We start from the raw sequence: 16,291 nt of genomic DNA, 5'->3' as shown, positions 1-16,291 counted from the left end.
AAGGACGCAGAGAGGGCATACCCGCCGCGCCAGCGGCCCTCTTGCTTCTGTCAGTTATAGATGCAGTGCGCTGCCGCGCACGAGACACCTCTGCGCCCTCCGCGCCTCTGCGCGAACAGAAACTTCTTCTCCACGTCTTCGCGTCTCCGCGTGAACTTAGGGCCTCGGGACGGCCGACCATGACCAACCACCAACGGCACGGCAACTGGACCCCGGCCTTCGCCGGGGTGGTGCATAGTGGTTGGGCAGTATACACCCCCCTCACCCCGCGTCGGAGTCGCGGCGGGATACGCGGATGGCTTCCTCCGCCGTGGTCATGCCGTCCAGCACCAGCGCCCGCGCCACGGCGGCCAGCGGCTGTTGCCGGGCAAAGGCGTGCGCCGCGATCGCCTGTTCGTCGCCGCCTTCGTTGATCAGTCGCCGGATCGTGTCGTCGACGCGCACGGCCTCATAGACGCCGGTCCGGCCCTTATACCCGCTGCCGTTGCATTGCGGGCAGCCGATCGCCTCATACACCGTGGCATGGGCGTCGATGCCGAGTAGCGGCGCGACCGTGTTCCTGGCCTCGACCGGGCGCCGGCACGCCGGGCACAGCCGCCGCACCAGCCGCTGGGCGATCACGGCACGCAAGGTGGAGGCGAGCAGAAACGGCTCGACCTTCATGTCCCGCATCCGGGTGATCGCGCCGACCGCATCGTTGGTGTGGACCGTCGACAGGACGAGGTGTCCGGTCAGCGAGGCCTGCACCGCGATCTCGGCGGTCTCGCGGTCGCGGATTTCGCCGACCATCACCACGTCCGGGTCCTGGCGCAGGATCGCGCGCAAGCCCGCCGCGAAGGTCAACCCGACCTTGGCATTGACCTGGGTCTGGCCGACGCCCTCGACCGCATATTCGACCGGGTCCTCGACGGTCAGGATATTGCGGCTGCCGTCGTTGAGCAGGCGCAAGGCCGCATAGAGGCTGGTCGTCTTGCCCGAGCCGGTCGGGCCGGTGACGAGGATGATGCCGTTGGGCTCGCTCAACGCCTCGCGCAGCAGGGCGTACATGGCCGGGTTCATACCCAGCGCGTCGAGGTCGATACCCGCATTCTCCTTGTCGAGGATACGCAGCACCACGCGCTCCCCGGCCCGGCTCGGCAGGGTCGAGACACGCACGTCGAGCAGCTTGCCGCCCAGGGTCAGCGCCATGCGCCCGTCCTGCGGCACGCGCCGCTCGGCGATGTCGAGCCGGGCCATGACCTTGATGCGGCTGACCACCACCGGCGCGACATGCGGCGGCATCCTGAGCGTCTCGCGCAGCACGCCGTCGATCCGCATCCGCACGACGAGGCCGGTCTCGTACGGCTCGATATGGATGTCCGACACGCCGTTGCGCGCGGCGTCGGCGATGATGCCGTTGATGAGCCGGATGGCGGGCGCGTCGTCGGCCGTGTCGAGCAGGTCCTCGGCGGTCGGGATGCCGTCGGCCAGCATGTCCAGCTCGTCGCCCATGCCCACCGCCGCGATCGCGGTCGCCTGTCCGTCCATCGCATAGGCGTCGGACAACAGCCGGTCGAAGGCAGGACCTTCCACCCGCGCGATGGCGAAGGGGCGACCGATATGACGGCGCAGCTCGATCAGTGCGCGCGGGTCGGCGCCTTCGCGCAGGGCGATGGTCAGCGGGTCGGCGGTGTGGACGACCGTGCCGAACTTACGCGCAAAGGCATAAGGAATGGTCAGCGGGGCGACCAGTTCCAGCGCTTCGTCGGGCGTGGGGAGCGGGAGAGCGGGTGGCTCTCCCCCATCCCCTTCCGCCTGCGGGAGGGGCGTGCCCAGCGGCAGGGGGACGGTGTCCCCCGTGGTGATAGGCTGCTCGTCGTCAGTCACGGCGCTTGATCGGTTCGACCGACTTGGCGACGGGAACCGCGATGCGCGGGTCCTCGATATTGCCGGGCATCGGCGCGTGCGGGATCGGCGGCGCGGCGTTCATATAGTCGCGGACCAGTTCGTCGATCGAGGGTTCGACGCCGGGCTGGGCATAGCCCTGGAGCTGGCGGAGATAGCCGTAGCGCTGTTCGGTGACGCGGCGGCTGTCCTCGGGCGTGCGCAAGATGGTCGGGCGGATGAAGACCATCAGGTTCGTCTTCGACCGGCTGCGCGCCTTGGACCGGAACAGCGCGCCCAGCCCCGGAATGTCGCCGAGCAACGGAATCTTCTCGATCGTCCGCCGCTCGTTATCGTCGAGCAGGCCGCCGATGACGGTGATCTGGCCGTCGTCGGGGGTGAACACATTCTCGAACGCGCGCTTGTTCAGGATCAGCTCGCTATTGTTGCTCGACACGGGTCCGGCGATCGAGCTGACCTCCAGGCGGACATAGAGTTTCAGCGAGCCGCCCGCATTGACCTGCGGCTTCACGTCCAGCTGGATGCCGACATTCTGGCGCTGCACGGTGCGGAAGGCATTGTCGAAATTGGGAGACAATGCCTGGCCGGTCGTGATCGGGATTTCCTGACCGACCAGGCTGTGCGCCTGCTGGTTGTCCAGCGTGATGATGTGCGGGACCTGGAGCAGGTTGGAGGTGGTGTCGCTCTTCACCGCGTTGATGATCGCGCCGAACACCGTGTCGCCGATCTTGCCGCCCCAGCCCGCAAAGCCGCCCGTCGTACCGAGGATCGACTGCACCGCCGACTGGGTCAGCTGGCTATAGGCCTGGTTGGGGACATTGGTCGTGGTGCGCGTGCCATCGGGTGCAACGACGGTGGTCGTGGTCCCGCCGATGGTGTTCGCGCCCACCGCGCCCGCAATCTGGAGGATGTTGGGCGCGGTATTGCCATAGGTCGAGGCGGCGAACGCGCCACCCGACAGGCTGCCGAGCAGGAACTGCGCGCCCAGCCGCCGCGCGGTCTGGTCGGACACCTCGGCGACGATCGCCTCGATCAGCACCTGCTCGCGGCGCACGTCGAGCTGGCGGATGACCTCGCCGATCTGGCGCTGGATATCCGCAGGCCCGGCGATGACGATCGCGTTCGCGCCGGTGAAGCGGGTCACGACCGCCGCGGTGCGCCCCCCTTGCGTGCTGATCGCGGGCTGCTGGCCATTCTGCCCGCCCGCGCCGGGTGCGCTCGCAGTCTGGGGCTGGGCCACCGGCTGGATACGCTGGGCGATGGAAGCGCCCGCGGCCGATCCCGCCTGGGCATTGGTCTGGGTGAAGCTGCCCCGCGACAGGGTGGTCTCCTGCACCGGATCGGGCGTCTGGCCGACCAGTTGCTGGAGTACGGGCAGCAGTTGCTCGGCATCGGCGTTTTCGAGGAAGACGACGCGGATTTCGGTGCCGCTCTTGGCCTTGTTGTCCAGATCGATCGCGACCTGGGCGAAGCGCGCCACGCTCGACGGATCGCCGCGCAGCGCGATCGAGTTGGAACTGTCGATGGCGACGACCGACACGCCGGTTGAGCCTTGCGCGGGCGCACCGCCCTGCCCGCCGCCGCCCGCCAGCGTCTGAAGCGCGGTCGCGATCTCCCGCGCGCCCGCATTGCGCAGCGCGATGACGCGGGTCGAGGCGTTGTCGGCATCGATCCGGCGCACGACTTCGCGGATGCGGCGGATATTGTCGGCGAAGTCCACCACGACCAGGCTGTTGCCGCCGCGATTGGCCGTGACCGATCCTTGTGCGCTGACCAGCGGGCGCACGGTTTCCAGCGCGCTGTTCGCGTCGATCGCGCGCAGGCGAATGATCTCGGTCACATAGGAATTGCGGTTCGCGCCGCCCACGCCGATCCGGCTGGGCTGCGACGCGGCATTGTCCACCGGCTGCACCCGGAACGCCCCGCCAGAGGTCGGCACCGCGACCAGCCCATTGGAGCGCAGGGTGGACAGGAAAATCTCGAAATATTCGGACCGGGACAGCGGCCGGTCGGTCACGACCGTCACCTTGCCGTTGACCCGGCTGTCGATGATGAAGGTCCGCCCCGTCACCTTGGCGGCATCGGCGATGAAGGCGCGGATATCGGCATCGCGGACGTTGAGCGTGGTCTGGGCGTGTGCGCCTGCGGCCAATGCCAGCGCCAGGACCGAACCGAGGATGAGTTTCTTCATGGCCGTGGTGCCGCAATCTGAAGGGAGAGCGGCAGCGTCTGATCGCCCCGCTCGACCGTGATGGAAAGAGAACCGCCCTGTGCGAAGTCCGCCGCCAGACGGTCAAGATCGCCCGGCCCCGTCACCGGACGCCCGCCGAGCGCGGTGACGATATCGCCCTCGCGAAGCCCCGCCGCGCGGAACGCCGCACCCGAGCCCTGCGACCGGACGGCCAGGCCCGACACCCGCCCGCCGTCGAGCCGTGGGATAAAGCCGATATCGCTGCGCAACTGCGCGATCGCCACGCCGCCCGCCGGGGGAACCGATCCGGGCGCTTGCACGGACGGCGCACCGGGAGCGGATGCTCCGGCGGCGGCGGGCGGCGCATCGGACTGGTCGAGATACAAATCCTCGGTCGCGCCGCCGCGATCGATGGTGATATGGTCGAAGGCGACGGCCTTCAGCGTGACCCCGGGCTGGATCTCCTCGCCGACCGACACCGAGCGCTGCACCCCATCCGGCCCGGCCAGGATCGCCGAGCCGCGCCCCGATGCCTCGTCCAGCCGGGTGCCGAACAGCGTCAGTTGCAGCGTGGTGACGGCGGCGGGGGCGGCCTGCTGCCCCTGCAAGCGGAAGAACGGGTCGAATCCCTCCAATATGGCCGATGTCGACCCGGCAATGGCAGGCGCCAGCGGCCGCCACTCGCCCAGCGGCGAGACGGGCGTGACGATCACCCATAGCAGCCGCGCGCCCTGAACGGCGAGGACCGCCATCAGCGCCAGTTCGGCCACCGAATAGACATTCACGACCGGCAGGCGTCGCAACCAGCGACGTCCGCGCGCGTCGAGCCTCAACCGCATGAAACCCACCCCGTACGCATTTTCGGGCTCTAGGCATGGCATGTTACAGCACGGCGTCAAAGCCCTGAAACATGTTCGTCATATCCGTTTCACGGGAACCGCCGGATACGAACCTGATCCTGCGTGGATTATGGGCGGGCGTCATCCCGTGGGCTTCGACTTCGGTCAGCCTGAACGGCTGTCGGTATAAGACCCCCAATTCCCCCACCACCGTTCAGGCTGAGCGAAGTCGAGGCCCACGCCCCTCCCGCACCAAAAACGAAAAGGCCGCCACCCGGACACTCCCGGATGACGGCCCCCTGCATACCCCAAAAATCAGAAGGTCGTGCTGATCCCCAGCGAGAACACACGACCCAGATTATACCGGTTCAAATACACGAACCGGCCATTACCGAAATCCTGCCGCTCATTGTAGCGCGTGCGGGTCAGGTTGCGGGCCTCGGCCTTCAGTTCGAACTTGCCGCCCATCAACTCGAAGCCCTGGCGCGCCACGAGGTCGAGGCGGATGCCGGGCACTTCGACGATGTCGGGCTGGAAACCCGTACCCGACAGGTTGGACGGGCCGCGATTGGTCACGCGGTTGCTGGCATAGTTGAACAGCAGCGTGATCTGCGACAGCGCCGCCGTATCCTCGACCCCCAGTTGCAGATTGACCAGATGGTCCGACTGGCCGGTCAGCGACGCGCCGTCGCGGAACAGCAGCCGCGCCGGGCCGAAGCCCGAGGCGCAGCCTGCCAGCCCCGGCGAGCCCTGCGCCGCCGCCGGGTTGGGCACGCAGGACGCGTCCGCGTTGATCTTCGACTTGGTGTAGGTGTAGTTCGCGATCGCGACGAGGCGACGAGTGGCGAAGAAGTCGCCGATCCCGGCCAGCGGCACATATTTCTGCAGCTCGACTTCCGCGCCGTACAGGGTCGCCGAAGGCAGATAGGTAAAGCCCGTCTGCAACCGATCGTCCGCGCCGGTATAGAAACCGACCTGCTCGATCGGATTCTTGATCCGCTTGTAGAAGCCCGCCAGGGTGAAGCGCTGGTCGCGCGCGTAGAACCATTCGTAGCGCGCTTCGAGGTTCCACAACTCGCTGTCGCGCAGGTTCGGATTACCGAAGAACAGGCGATCCGAGTCCGGGTCGCGGAACTGCTGCGGCGCCAATTCGCGGAACTGCGGTCGCGAGATGGTCTTGGCGCCGCTCGCGCGCAGCTGCATGTCGGCGGCGAAATTCCAGGTCAGCGTGCCCGCGGGGAGGAAGTAATCGTTCTTCAGCCGCGTCGTCGCGCTCTGCACCGGGGTCACCGTCTCGACCGCCGTCTCGTAGCGGACACCCGCCACCGCGCGCAGGCCGTTGGCGACCTCCGCCTCGGCCTGGACGTAACCGGCATGGACGTTCAGCTTGGCGTCGTACGCATAGGCACCGGCTTGCGTCGAGAATTGCAGCTGGAGCGTACAGGCCCCCTGCCCGCGCAACGGACAGGCATTGTTGATGACGTCCGGGCTCAACAGGTAATCGGGGCGGTAGAGATTGTACGGAAAGCCCGGTGCGGTGCCCGCCCCGTCGCTGGTCTGGTAGTTGAACTGGATACGGCTCGAATAGCGGTCGGTGCCCTGGTAGAAATAGCCGGTGCTCAGCGTGATCGGGCGATCGCCATCGATCTTGTAGGAAAGGTCCGCCTGGCCGGTCCACAGATTTTCGTTCAGTTCCGAGAAGATGATCGAGGCGAAGGGCGTGAAGCGCTGCGTCACCTGATAGGCGCCGTTGCACTGGAAACCGCCCGCACCATTCGCGCCGTCATAGCTGATAGGCAGGCCGGTGGTCGTGCGGCCCGAGCACAGATAGTCGAACTGGCGCTCATAGGGCGCGTTGCGCTTCGAATTGGCGAAGGCGCCGCGCGCGTCGAACTTCAACGCGTCGGTCAGCTTGAACTCGCCGACCAGCTGGCTTTCGATCAGCTGGCGCTCGAACCAGTTGGTGTTCTGCTGGAAGCGAAGCCCGCTGGCATTGTTGTAGACCTCCGCCGCCGAGCCGCGCGCCTGCTTCAGCGTGTCGTGGATATAGACGTTGGTCCAGCGCACCGTATTGTCACCGAACTCATAGCCCAGGCCGACCAGCGCGTTGGCGACGATGCGGTTGTCGGTCAGCAGCGTGCGGAAATCGTTGCGGATCGTGCCGTCCGCCGACACCGAGTCCTGCTGGATCGCCGAGCGGGTGCGGAAGGTGTTGGAGAGCGACAGCGACGAGATCACGCCCAGACGGTCGCTGCCGATGTCGAACACCGACCCCGCCGACAGCTCGCCCGACAGATTGGCGGGCAACTGGTTGTTGCGCTGGAGCAGGGTGGTCGAGGCGTTGGACAGACCCAGCACCTGCGACGCGGGGACGATGCCCGAGCCCTTACCCGCCTGCACGTCGCGCACGAATTGCGGGACGCCGCGCGTGCCGTCGTCATAGCCCAGCCAGTCGGCATCGCCGCCCGCATAGGTATAGCCCAGCTCGCTGGTCGTCGCATCGTCGGCCGCGACGGTGAAGCCGCCCGAGATGAAGTTCTTCGCCGGGATCGCCTTGGTCGTCAGGTTGATGACGCCGCCGCCGAACTCGCCGGGATAGTTGACCGAATAGGTCTTCTGGACCAGCGCCGAGCCGACGATGGTGGTCGGGAAGATGTCGAGCGGGACCGAACGGCGCAGCGGCTCAGGGCTGGGCAGCGGCGAGCCGTTGAGCAGCGACGAGGAATAGCGGTCGCCCAGACCCCGGACATAGACGAAGCCGCCACCGACGACCGACAGGCCGGTGACGCGGGTCAGCGCGCCCGCAATGTCGCCCTCGCCCGTGCGCGCGATGTCGGCGGCGGACAGGACCGAGACGATCTGCGGCGTGGCGCGGATGGTGTTGGGGATGTTGCGGCCAACCACGACGATCTCGTTGCCCGCCGTGGCATCGACGCCGGGCGCGGAAATCTCGACCGGCTCGTCCGCCGCCTGGCCGTCCTGGCCGGTCGGGGTCTGGCTCTGCGGCGTCGCCTGCCCGTCGGGGCTGGTCGCGGTGGTGCTGGTCTGCGTCGGCGCAGGCGTCGCCCCGCCCGCCGTCTGCGCCAGCAGGGCAGGCGCGACGAGTTGCGAGGTCAGCAGAAGGAGGGAGGCATAAGCGAGGCGTCGCTGCATGGCCGGGTCATCCCGTATGAATATCTTATGGAGGAAAGCCGGGGCGGCGATGTTCGCCACCCCGGCCTGCCGAGAGCGCCCGAACGGTGCCGGACGCATGGTCAGCGGGGCCTTAGCGGCCGTTGCAGCTGAAATAGACCGAGGTGAAGACCGGCGGCCCGACATCCTGCAGCGAGGAGTCGGCGGCGCGGATCGTGGTGCGGCCCGAACCCGAACCCTCGCCCGCGATCAGGTTGATACAGGCGACATTCGACGGCGCCTTCACGATGCCGTTGATGAAGGTCATGTCGGCACCGCCGCGCAGACGGATCGCGGCGGGCGCGAGCGCGGTCTGGACGAAGGTGAAGTTGGCGTAACGACCGAAGGTGCGCGGCAGCAAATCCTCGGCATTGTTCGAGTCGATCTCGGTCGAGAAGCTGTCCGCCGTCGCGCCGATCGTCCGCTGCGCCGCGATCAGGAACTGCATGAAGCCGCGATAGCCATTGTCGATGTCGAAGCCGTCATCGTCCGCGCCGGTGATCGCGATATATTTCAGGTTCGACGTGCCGCCGAAGATCTCGATGCCGTCATCGGCCGAGTTGTGACTCTGGATATGATCCAGGACCGTGCCCGAACCGGTGCCGCCCAGGGTCAGGCCCTGCAGCTCGTTGCCGTCCGAAATGGCGATGCCCGAATAGCGGATCTGGACATAGGACATCTGGCCCGACGAGTCGGTCTGGTTCGCACCGCCATAGAAGCGCCCCGTCACGCCCTCGATCGCCAGCTGGCAGGTGGTCGACGAACCCGATGCGTTGTTCGGGCCGGTGCCGGTGGCGCATACGGCGGTCGGCGCGCGGCCGAGCAGGATGATGCCGCCCCACTGGCCCTGGCTGGCGTCGGACACGCCGTTGTTCGCCAGATTCTGCTGCGAGGTGAAGACGATCGGGGCATCGCGGGTGCCGACCGCCGAAATCTTCGAGCCGCGATTGACGAGCAGCAGGTCGTTGGTCGCCTCCGACGAGTCCGCCGCGACCACGACGCCCGGCGCGATGGTCAGCGTGACGCCGGTGCCGCCGGTCGACCCCAGATCGGTGCCGACTTCGGTCTGGCCGCGCAGGCGGTACACGACACCGGCGATCTTCGGCAGCGTCAGGTCGGCGGTGATGGTCTGCGGCAGGCGGCAATAGCGCAGCGTCGGCGAGGACGAGCTGTTGGTGCCGTCATCGGTGGTGCCGGTCGGGCAGACCGAGGTCGCGGCGGCATAGGTGCCGATCGACGGAACCGCGGTGCAGCGCGCCCCCGAGCCGCCGAATTCGGCCGAGGTCGAGTTGCAGGTCCAGCCCTGGAAGGCGGTGTCCGACGGGCCGTTCAGCGCGCCGACATAGTTGGTCGAGGTGTAGAAGCTGTTCAGCGTCGACGGATCGGTCGCGGTCACCAGCGAGGTGCTGCTGGTCGGATAGATGCCGTTCAGCGCACCGCCGGTGCCGTTGACGTTGTTGTTCGTGCCTGCATTGACGATCGCCAGCTGCTCGTCGGCGGTGATCGTCACGTCGTTGACCTTGGTCACGGCGGCGAACTGCGCGGCAGTGATGTTGGCGGTCGGCGTCGCCGTGGGCGACGGGGCCGGGGTCGGCTGGGGCTGTACGATCACGACGTTGCCCGCCCCCGGCGAGGCGACGCTGTCGGCGCCACCGCATGCGGAAAGGGCGGCACAGGCCGAGCTGGTCATGAGAATGAGGCCGAAGCGCTTGAAGCTGCCCATCGCCGAAAAACTCCCGATCTTATCGTTACTAAGCCGGGCGAACGCCGCCCGATGACCGACTCAAGACAAGTCCCCCTGTCGATCCCTGCCCGGGCGTTAGGCGCGTCTCATGACGCGAAGATGCATTTTGGGAGAAACTTTCGTGACATATCCAAGTCATTTCCGTGACATCGGCACCCATCGGACAGGTCGCCACGGCCCTTCCCGAAGGCTTTATTTTTGTACGGCGCAAAGGAAGGCGCAGCTTTTGTCACCAAAGCACGTTACTGGGCGTGCGAGGTCGAGCTTCCGCACGTCCTCGGCGCCCCGTTCAGGCACTGTGTCACTACGGAATGAACGGGGCGTCCCTTGGCCCGCCAATCGAACCCCGTCACTCGAACGTCATGTCGGCGGGGATCTTCGCTTCGGCGCATCCCGTCCTTCCATGCCGACCTGATTATACTGGTCTACGCAGACTCAGGCGCGACGCGGCGCGTGCGCTCTATGGCCGCAGCTCCCCACGCAAACCCGACGACGATCGACAGCGTATCGCACAGGCCGACGCCGAACGTTCTAGGCTGTCCATGCCGGCCGGGGGAATTTGCCCGGTGCATCCGGGGCGATCGTCAGTAAGTGGCGGAGAGGGAGGGATTCGAACCCTCGGTACCGTTGCCGGTACGCCGCATTTCGAGTGCGGTGCATTCGACCACTCTGCCACCTCTCCGCGAGGACGTCCGGGCGGTGGGAAACCGCCGGGGCTGATCGATTGGAGGCGCGCTGTTAGATCAGCTTTTTGCGCATTGCAAGCGCCTAAACTTGTGCGGCGCGACAAAGACATTAAATCATGGGGCATGGACCTGACCGACACCCTCCCCCTCACCTCGCGCCTGGACGTGGAGGCTCCGATGATCGCGACCGCGCGGTTCGCGATCGGGGATGTCGTGCGGCATCGCATGTTCGATATTCGCGGCGTCATTTTCGACGTCGACCCCGTCTTCGCCAATAGCGACGAATGGTATGACGCCATTCCCGAACAGATCCGCCCGGCCAAGGACCAGCCCTTTTACCACCTGCTCGCCGAGAATGCCGAATCGAGCTATGTCGCCTATGTCAGCCAGCAGAACCTGCTGCACGACGACAGCGACGAACCGATCGAGCACCCCGCCATTGCGGGCCTGTTCACCGGCTATGCCGATGGCCGCTATCTGCTGAAGCGCGAACACCGGCATTAAGGCCTTTCGGGCATGCGGGCGGGGCCGGTCGAAGGCCCGAAAATGCGAATCCCCGGTTGACAATCCGGCCACCTTTGCCTAGCTGGCCGTTCTTTCCCGACGGGCGTTCCCGCGCGGGAGCCATGTATTTGGGAAGTGATAACAGCCATGTTCGCAGTCGTGCGCACGGGCGGCAAGCAGTATCGCGTCGCCGCCGGAGATAAGATCGTCGTCGAAAAGATCGAGGGCGAAGCCGGCGCGTCGGTGACGCTGGGTGACGTTCTGCTGGCGGGCGAAGGCTCGGAGCTGAAGGCCGTCGACGGCATCACGGTCGCCGCCGAGATCATCGCTCAGGCGAAGGCCGACAAGGTCATCGTCTTCAAGAAGCGCCGTCGCCACAACTATCGTCGTCGCAACGGCCACCGTCAGCAGCACACGATCCTGAAGATCGTGTCGGTCGGCGCCTGAATTTCAGCCGCGCCACCCCAACGAAATCCAGGAGTAGTTCGCAATGGCACATAAGAAAGCAGGCGGTTCGTCGCGTAACGGTCGTGATTCGGCCGGCCGTCGCCTTGGCGTGAAGAAGTTCGGTGGCCAGGAAGCCATCGCTGGCAACATCCTCGTGCGTCAGCGGGGCACGAAGTTCTATCCGGGTCGCAACGTGGGCATGGGCAAGGACCATACCCTGTTCGCGCTCGTCGATGGCCGCGTCGCGTTCCACGAAGGTAAGCTCGGCCGTAAATTCTGCTCGGTCGAACTGGCCGCAGCGGCCGAATAATCGGGCAACCGCGCCGGGTTGCCCACCAGGGTGACCCGGGTTCCGCGCAGGAACCAGCAAAAAAGGGAGACGGGTCACCCCGGCTCCCTTTTTTCATGCTCCCTCCACCGTTTGGGCCAGTGTCGCCGTCCCGTCATGGGCGTGTGGCAAGCGCCCGACGCGACGAGGAGTTGTCGAGTGATGTTCGCGCGGACCCCAAGATTGTTGTTACGGCCCGCCTGGCCGGAAGATGCCGCCGCCCTGACCCGGGCCATCGGCCATGAAGCCGTCGCCCGCATGGCGGCGCGTGTCCCCTATCCCTATACCATCGGCGATGCCGAACAGTGGCTGGCCCGGCCCTGCGGCCCGACCGAACCGCAATTCCTGATCACCGCGCTGGATCACGGCGGCGCGCCCGAGCTGATCGGCGGAATCGCGATCATCGCAGGCGATACAGGCCATGAACTCGGCTATTGGCTGACGCCTTCGGCCTGGGGTCGCGGCTATGCGACCGAAGCGGGCCATGCGGTCATCGCCATGGCGCGCCATGCCCTGCCCATCGCGCGACTCGGGGCGTGGCACTTCGCCGACAACCCCGCCTCGGGCCGCGTGCTGACCAAGCTCGGCTTCCGCCCCTCCGGCCACCGCATGGCCCGTGCCTCGGCCGGGCGCGACACGCTGTCGCCCAGCCTCCATTATGCGCTGGACCTGGAAGTCGAGCGAAATTCCGCGATGCCGCTGGCCGCCTGAGTGATGCGATGCCCGAATTCCTGCCCATGAAGGGAGGGATTCGGGCCTAGCAGGAACGGCCAGGTCGCTGCGTCCCCGCGCGGCGTCACCATGCTATGGCGCGGACGTGATCCCCGCCCGTCCCGATATGCGTGACAAAGTCGGCCAAAGCCCATCAATCCGATGCTGCGCCCACGTCCTTTTCGAAGGGCAAGGGGAATGGACGAGAATCGTGCGCCACAATGTCGATGGAGCGCGCGCTCGGGGCGTATCGCGATCAATTATTCTCTGCAATATCCGACCTTTGCCGCCATCCATCCAAATTCATTTTCAGCCAATCCGAGTATCGCAACCACAGGGCGCGAGTCGCAGCACCCGCCATTAGGTTACACCGTCACGCCGTCGTCATGCTCAAATCGGTCGAAACCAGAACAAGGGACCCCATCTATTGATCCACTTTGGACACTGATCTATATTATCGAGGCGAAATTGGTCGTCGATCCGACATGGTAACCGATCGATAAGAAATTCAGCGTTCTATGTCGGCAGACGTTCATTCTGCCGCAGGGAGGCAAACCTTCGGTGTCCTGTTCCATCGCCCGATCCGTGTGGCGCCGTCGTCCCCGTCTGGCCCGGCCCCTGCCGCTGCATGACCGGCGCGGCGCGGCGCTGATCGAATTCGCGCTGGTGCTACCGATCCTGCTGGCGATGCTGATGGGGATCGTCAGCTTCGGCGAGTATTTCCTGACCGCGCATCTGGTCCAGCAGGCCGCGAACGACGCCGCCCGCGCCGCATTGGCGGGCATGAGCGTCAATGAGCGCAAGGGCATCGCCATCGACACCGCCAGACGCATGATCGACTCGACCGGCATCCTGCGCAGCAGCCGAGGGCAGGTGGACGCGGTCGAGGTCGACAATATGATCACGGTGTCGATCCGCTACGACGCCACGTCCGATCCGCTGCTCAACCTGCCCTTCATTCCCTCCCCGGGGCGCACCATGACCGCCAAGGGTATCGCGATGGTCGGCGGATTGTGATGCGCAGGTTGCGGGGGGATCGGCGCGGCGCGGTGAGCATCCTGACCGCGATCATGACCATGGCGCTGATCGGCTTTTCCGCATTCGGCGTCGATGTCGGCATGCTGACCCTGTCGCAGCGCCGGTTGCAGGGCATCGCCGACCAGGCCGCTTTGGCGGCGGCCTCCTCCAGCCCCGATCGGCGCGATGAAGCGATTCGTCGTCTGCTCGCCGCCAATGGGCTGGGCGACGTGACCAGCACCATCACGCCGGGTCGCTACCGCGCGGACGCCGCGATCGCGCCGCAGGACCGATTCGTGCCGGGCGCCGATGCCGGAGCGTTGCGTGTCGCGCTCAGCCGCCCGGTCCCGCTGTTCTTCGGACGGGTGCTTACCGGGCGTAACACCGCGCCGGTGTCCGCCAGGGCGGTGGCGCGGCGGATCGACATGGCGGCCTTTTCGGTCGGCACCCGGTTGGTCAATGTGTCCGGCGGATTGCCCGGTGCGTTGCTTAACGGACTGGCGGGCAGCGACCTGTCGCTGTCGATCGGCGATTACCAGGCTCTGGTGGGCGCCCAGGTCGACCTGCTGCCCATGCTCCAGGGGCTGGGCACCAAGATCGGCCTGACGGGCGCGAGCTTCGACAGGATCCTGGCCGCCGACGTCACGCTGCCGCAGGTGCTTGGCGCCATGGCCGATGCGACCGGCAAGCCGGATGCAGCCGGCGTGTTGCGCCGGATGGCGCTGCGCGTACCGGGGTCGAGGGTCCCGCTGACCCGGCTGATCGATCTGGGACCGCTGGGCAATGCGACCAAGGCGCCGTCGCGCGACCTGATCGGGATCGACGCCTATTCGATCCTGCGCGAATCGCTGTCGGTTGCCAACGGGCAGCGACAGGTCGCGCTGAACCTGGGCGGTTCGGTCATGGGGCTGCTGTCGACCAGGATACTGGTCGCTGTCGGCGAACGCCCGGCCGGCACGCCCTGGCTGGCGGTGACACAGGACGGCTCGACCGTCGTGCGGACCGCGCAGCAACGATTCCTGATCGACACGGATATCGGCGTGCCCGTGCTCGCCAATATCCGCCTGCCGATCTTCGTCGAAACCGCGGCGGCCCAGGCCCGGTTGAGCGGTGTCTCCTGCGCCGGCCCCGCACAGACGGTGACGATCGACGCCCTGCCCTCCCCCGGCACGCTGGCCATCGCGCAGGTCGACCGGAGCCGCTTCGACGATATGAGCCGTTCGCCCATCACGGGCCAGACCGTGCTAGGCCAGGCGGTGCTGGCGCGGGTCTGGGGTTATGCCAGGCTCGATCTGGCGAGCGACAGCGCATGGCAGCAGGTCCGTTTCGACCGGGGCGACATCAGCCAGCGGACGACCAAGACGGTCACCGCCAATTCGGCGGTGCGCGGGGTCGCCGCGTCGCTGATCCGGCAGGTGACGTTGCGGCTGGAGGGGTTCGACCTGTCGGGGCTGACCGGGATCGTCGGGGCGGCGCTGACGCCGGTCGCCCCCATACTCGACACGCTGATCGGCGATCTGACCGGGTTGCTGGGCTTGCATGTCGGCCAGGCGGATGTGACGGTCAACGGCGTGCGATGCGGCGCGGCCACGCTGGTCGCCTGATCGTCCCCGCCATAAAAGGCCGGGCTGGTCAGTCGGCGCGGTCAGCGGTAAAGGCGACGCCATGCATTTTCTCGATCAGGCCAAGATTTTCGTCCGTTCCGGCGCGGGCGGCCCCGGCGCCGTATCCTTCCGCCGTGAAAAGTTCATCGAATATGGCGGCCCCGACGGCGGCAACGGCGGCAAGGGCGGCGACATCGTCTTCGAGGCCGTCGCAGGCCTGAACACCCTGATCGACTTTCGCTATACCCAGCATTTCCGGGCGCCGCGCGGGCATGGCGGGTCGGGTTCGAACCGCACCGGCGGCGGCGGCGACGATCTGGTCATCAAGGTGCCGGTCGGCACCCAGGTCCTGTCCGAGGACAAGGAGGAGGTGCTGCTCGACTTCACCAAGGTCGGCCAGCGCGAGGTGTTCCTGCGCGGTGGCGACGGCGGGCGCGGCAACGCCACCTACAAGACCTCGACCAACCGCGCGCCGCGCCAGCACGGCACCGGCTGGCCCAGCGAGGAGGCCTGGGTCTGGCTGCGCCTGAAGCTGCTGGCCGATGCTGGGCTTGTCGGCCTGCCCAATGCGGGCAAGTCGACCTTCATCAATGCCGTGACCAACGCGCAGGCCAAGGTCGGCGCCTATGCCTTCACCACCACCCGGCCGCAGCTGGGCGTGGTGCGGCATCGCGAGCGTGAGTTCGTGGTCGCCGACATTCCCGGCCTGATCGAAGGGGCCGCGGACGGGGCGGGGATCGGCGACCGCTTTCTGGGGCATATCGAGCGGTGCCGCGTGCTGCTGCATCTGGTCGACGCCAATGACGCGGACGTGGCCGAAAGCTACCGCATCGTGCGCGACGAGCTGGAGGCCTATGGCGCGGGCCTGATCGACAAGCCGCACATCATCGCGCTCAACAAGATCGACACGCTCGACGACGAGCTGATCGAGGCGCTGTCGGCCGAACTGGCCGAGGCGAGCGGCGCAGACGTGATCCCGCTGTCGGGCGCGGCGGGCATCGGCGTCGACTGGGTCCTCGACAAGTTGCTGGAGCAGATGGGTCCGGGGGCCGATGCGGTGCCGGAGAATGACCAGGGCGAGGACGAGATCACGTGGTCGCCGCTGGCCTGATGCGTCGGGCGGGCGGCTCGGTGAGACACCCTGCCCTCCCCCACCCCCTCCCGC

The 16,291-nt window shown here is 66.9% G+C and carries 13 protein-coding genes and 1 tRNA gene; 8 read left to right on the top strand and 6 right to left on the bottom strand.

Going from position 1 to position 16,291, the window contains the following annotated elements; translation table 11 throughout:
- Positions 1-261 precede the first annotated feature (261 nt).
- The 6 genes from gspE to BSZ14_RS08160 all read right to left on the bottom strand — a co-directional run bounded on the left by gspE (position 262) and on the right by BSZ14_RS08160 (position 10,511).
- Positions 262-1,737 (bottom strand): type II secretion system ATPase GspE, encoded by a 1,476-nt coding sequence (gene gspE / locus BSZ14_RS08185; RefSeq protein WP_076710593.1) that lies wholly within the window; start codon positions 1,735-1,737, stop codon positions 262-264.
- A 121-nt stretch (positions 1,738-1,858) separates the two neighbouring features.
- A complete protein-coding gene (gene gspD / locus BSZ14_RS08180; RefSeq protein ID WP_076710551.1) occupies positions 1,859-4,075 on the bottom strand; it encodes a type II secretion system secretin GspD in 2,217 nt (738 codons plus the stop codon).
- Positions 4,072-4,914: a type II secretion system protein N gene (locus tag BSZ14_RS08175; RefSeq protein WP_076710550.1), complete on the bottom strand. Its 843-nt coding sequence runs from the start codon at positions 4,912-4,914 to the stop codon at positions 4,072-4,074. Before BSZ14_RS08175 ends, gspD begins: the two co-directional genes overlap by 4 nt.
- Before the next feature lie 315 nt (positions 4,915-5,229).
- Positions 5,230-8,067, bottom strand: a complete 2,838-nt coding sequence (locus tag BSZ14_RS08170) for a TonB-dependent receptor domain-containing protein (RefSeq protein WP_076710549.1) — start codon at positions 8,065-8,067, stop codon at positions 5,230-5,232.
- Positions 8,068-8,179: 112 nt separating this feature from the next.
- The gene (locus BSZ14_RS08165) at positions 8,180-9,808 is read right to left on the bottom strand and encodes a hypothetical protein (RefSeq protein WP_076710548.1); all 1,629 of its coding nucleotides are present in this window, start codon (positions 9,806-9,808) and stop codon (positions 8,180-8,182) included.
- A 613-nt stretch (positions 9,809-10,421) separates the two neighbouring features.
- A tRNA-Ser gene (locus BSZ14_RS08160) sits at positions 10,422-10,511 on the bottom strand.
- A gap of 127 nt (positions 10,512-10,638) precedes the next feature.
- On the opposite strand from BSZ14_RS08160, the gene hspQ reads away from it, so the two are divergent.
- The 8 genes from hspQ (at position 10,639) to obgE (ending at position 16,237) form a co-directional block, all read left to right on the top strand.
- Complete coding sequence (gene hspQ, locus BSZ14_RS08155) at positions 10,639-11,019, top strand: heat shock protein HspQ (RefSeq protein WP_042486005.1); 381 nt, start codon at positions 10,639-10,641, stop codon at positions 11,017-11,019.
- 147 nt (positions 11,020-11,166) lie between these two features.
- Positions 11,167-11,466: a 50S ribosomal protein L21 gene (gene rplU, locus BSZ14_RS08150; RefSeq protein WP_007405484.1), complete on the top strand. Its 300-nt coding sequence runs from the start codon at positions 11,167-11,169 to the stop codon at positions 11,464-11,466.
- A 43-nt stretch (positions 11,467-11,509) separates the two neighbouring features.
- Positions 11,510-11,776: a 50S ribosomal protein L27 gene (gene rpmA, locus BSZ14_RS08145; RefSeq protein WP_042486007.1), complete on the top strand. Its 267-nt coding sequence runs from the start codon at positions 11,510-11,512 to the stop codon at positions 11,774-11,776.
- 180 nt (positions 11,777-11,956) lie between these two features.
- Entirely contained in the window at positions 11,957-12,505 is a 549-nt protein-coding gene (locus BSZ14_RS08140; protein ID WP_198930479.1) for a GNAT family N-acetyltransferase, read from the top strand.
- Positions 12,506-12,703: 198 nt separating this feature from the next.
- On the top strand, positions 12,704-12,997 hold the full coding sequence (locus tag BSZ14_RS19300) for a hypothetical protein (protein WP_139330381.1): 294 nt from the start codon (positions 12,704-12,706) through the stop codon (positions 12,995-12,997).
- Between the two features lie 93 nt (positions 12,998-13,090).
- Positions 13,091-13,522 (top strand): TadE/TadG family type IV pilus assembly protein, encoded by a 432-nt coding sequence (locus tag BSZ14_RS08135; RefSeq protein ID WP_076710546.1) that lies wholly within the window; start codon positions 13,091-13,093, stop codon positions 13,520-13,522.
- 32 nt (positions 13,523-13,554) lie between these two features.
- Positions 13,555-15,126, top strand: a complete 1,572-nt coding sequence (locus BSZ14_RS08130; protein ID WP_206744333.1) for a pilus assembly protein TadG-related protein — start codon at positions 13,555-13,557, stop codon at positions 15,124-15,126.
- A 61-nt stretch (positions 15,127-15,187) separates the two neighbouring features.
- Complete coding sequence (gene obgE, locus BSZ14_RS08125) at positions 15,188-16,237, top strand: GTPase ObgE (protein ID WP_042486015.1); 1,050 nt, start codon at positions 15,188-15,190, stop codon at positions 16,235-16,237.
- Positions 16,238-16,291 lie beyond the last annotated feature (54 nt).

This window comes from Sphingomonas sp. Sph1(2015) (assembly GCF_001970915.1).
In the GTDB taxonomy this organism is placed as follows: Bacteria; Pseudomonadota; Alphaproteobacteria; order Sphingomonadales; family Sphingomonadaceae; genus Sphingomonas; species Sphingomonas parapaucimobilis.
The sequence above is the reverse complement of the archived record's forward strand: the minus strand, read 5'-3'. Positions and strand labels throughout refer to the sequence as shown.